General features: G+C 39.6%; 4 protein-coding genes. All 4 read right to left on the bottom strand.

Features of this window, described 5'->3' with window-relative positions:
- Positions 1-377 (bottom strand): hypothetical protein (locus tag D5R40_RS32500; RefSeq protein WP_134239669.1); only part of this gene is annotated, 377 nt, incomplete at its 3' end.
- Positions 374-616 carry a S1 family serine peptidase gene (locus D5R40_RS32495; protein WP_124144548.1) on the bottom strand — a complete coding sequence of 81 codons (243 nt, stop codon included), beginning with the start codon at positions 614-616 and terminating at the stop codon, positions 374-376. The genes D5R40_RS32495 and D5R40_RS32500, both read right to left, overlap by 4 nt.
- Positions 617-629: 13 nt before the next feature.
- Positions 630-959, bottom strand: coding sequence for a CU044_2847 family protein (locus tag D5R40_RS32490; protein WP_192901102.1), 330 nt, complete (start codon positions 957-959; stop codon positions 630-632).
- Positions 960-1741: 782 nt separating this feature from the next.
- Positions 1742-1888, bottom strand: a complete 147-nt coding sequence (locus D5R40_RS36710) for a hypothetical protein (protein ID WP_161564467.1) — start codon at positions 1886-1888, stop codon at positions 1742-1744.
- Positions 1889-2015 lie beyond the last annotated feature (127 nt).

The following is a 2015-nucleotide window of genomic DNA, read 5'->3' as shown; positions in this document are numbered from 1 at the left end:
GTACCATTGGTGGCCGAAAATTCAGGTTTAATTACTCCGATGCTACCGGATTTGAGATCACCTAGAGTATAGTAAGCAATCCCTCTTCTTTGAATACCTAGTCTTCCCAGAATAGTTTCAAAAGTTGCTTCTACTCTATTAAGTGCTTGTAGTTGCTGATTAGCTATACCTGCAATGACTCCAGCAATTATTGCTCCAATAAAAGAGATAGCCAAAACACCAGAACCAAAACGAATCATGCGATTAGCTTTCTGATTAGCTTTAGCCAAGATACGATTCTTGTCTTCTGATGTCTCAAAAGCTACTTTAGCTTCTAGCTTTTCTCGTTCTTGACGTTTTTTTTCCTCTTTATCTCTATTCCGCTCTGTCAAACTCATTTGACTGCTTTCCAGCGAACAACCCTTGCCTTAAGAATGTTTCCCGATGCAACTAGGGGAACATCTAGATAAATTGCCCTATCTGGCAGATCTAGAGTATTTAGTTGTTTTCCCAGTGCTGCATTAACCACATGAGCGCAGGTGATAATGTGCCGATTAGACACTAGAAAACCTGCGCCAACAACGTTTTTGTTAGGTTGACGAATGCGAACGATTGCCGATGTCCATTGAAAAGTCATTGTTAACTACAAATCACTTCTTCCACTTCAAGGTAATTTCATAGTTGCCTTCCACATTTGTCGAGGCAATAATCGCTCCCATTTCTGCCGTCATCTTTAGCCCAAATTTTACCTCTACTTCATCAGGGGAGTCTTTTAGTTCCCGAACTTTGCCAATAATGTTGGTAGCAATAGGCTTAATTGTCTCCATTGCTTCAGCAAAGGAGGTTTGAGCTTGAGCAACAACTTTTTGGCCAGGATAGTTAGCAACCAGTTCCTCATCTACCTCGGAAACTGGTAACTCCTCTACTTCTACAAGAATAGACTTGTCACCATCTAAGGGAAATTTAATTAAGGGTTTCACAGTTTACCTCTGCTTCTAAATTGAAGTTCTAATTAAAAAAATTTTACTATTACTATTATGTACAACAAGCCACCCCTGGATTCCGGATATGTTCCTGGTATTTAGAATTTTTAGCAATACCCATTTCAGGCAAAAGATAGGCTACATAATTATCATATAGCTTTAGTGCTTTTGCTTTAGGATGTGCTTTAGCAGGTATAGATATTATGAAATAAATATCAAAAACGAAACTTCTTCCTTTTATCCCAGATGCAATTTATTCCTTACAAACTGAGGTTGATAAATGTCGAAATGCCATAGAAGAAGCCAATAAAAATCCTAATACTGATTTTGCCGAAAAACTCCACCTCAGAGCAACAGCTATTAATTTAGCCCAACGTTGTACTGCTGCTGCTGTTACTGTTTCTAGTGGCGCAGCTAATCACAAAAATCATGGAGCACAACGGGTTTATCGCGAGGCTTTAGTATACACAGTTTCAGGTCAAACTACAGATATTATGGAAGCTACTCTCAAATGTTATAGCAGGGAACAGGGAACAGGGAATAGGGAACAGGGAACAGGTAGGGACGTTGCATGCAACGTCCCTACAGATTATTATGATTAGGGAAAGAGGCGATCGCCAACCCAAACAATAATTCCCTTGTCTAGACTGACTTTGAAGCATTTTTCCTACCAAAAAATGTCTAAGTAGGGGTTGCTGATTAAATCTAAAAGCATTGACATATAAAGACAAGTGCCTTTTTGGAGTCGAAAAAAGTGCGCCTGTTTCAGTCTAAAATGCTCAAAAAGTTAGTATTTTAGGCGCATAGTTGGGCAGAAAAATCATTCTTACAATTCTTACTTCTACCTCCTCGCTCATTCCCATTTCTCCTGTCTCCTGTCTCCTACCCCTACTAAAAGATTTTTGAGCGCAAACCCTAAGTACCATTAGGACTTGTGCTGATGGTGAACCTCAGACAGGGAAATGTTTTTCCCCCCGTTCCTTGTTCCCTGTTCCCTATTCCCTGCTATAACATTTGAGAGTAGCTTCCATAATATCTGTAGTTTGACCTGAA

This window comes from Okeania hirsuta (assembly GCF_003838195.1).
Taxonomy (GTDB): domain Bacteria; phylum Cyanobacteriota; class Cyanobacteriia; order Cyanobacteriales; family Microcoleaceae; genus Okeania; species Okeania hirsuta.
The sequence above is the reverse complement of the archived record's forward strand: the minus strand, read 5'-3'. Positions and strand labels throughout refer to the sequence as shown.

Excerpts from the sequence above, each read along its gene's own strand:
- D5R40_RS32495 (WP_124144548.1), bottom strand. The coding sequence starts at position 616 with ATGACTTTTCAATGGACATCGGCAATCGTTCGCATTCGTCAACCTAAC.
- D5R40_RS36710 (WP_161564467.1), bottom strand. The coding sequence starts at position 1,888 with ATGGTACTTAGGGTTTGCGCTCAAAAATCTTTTAGTAGGGGTAGGAGA.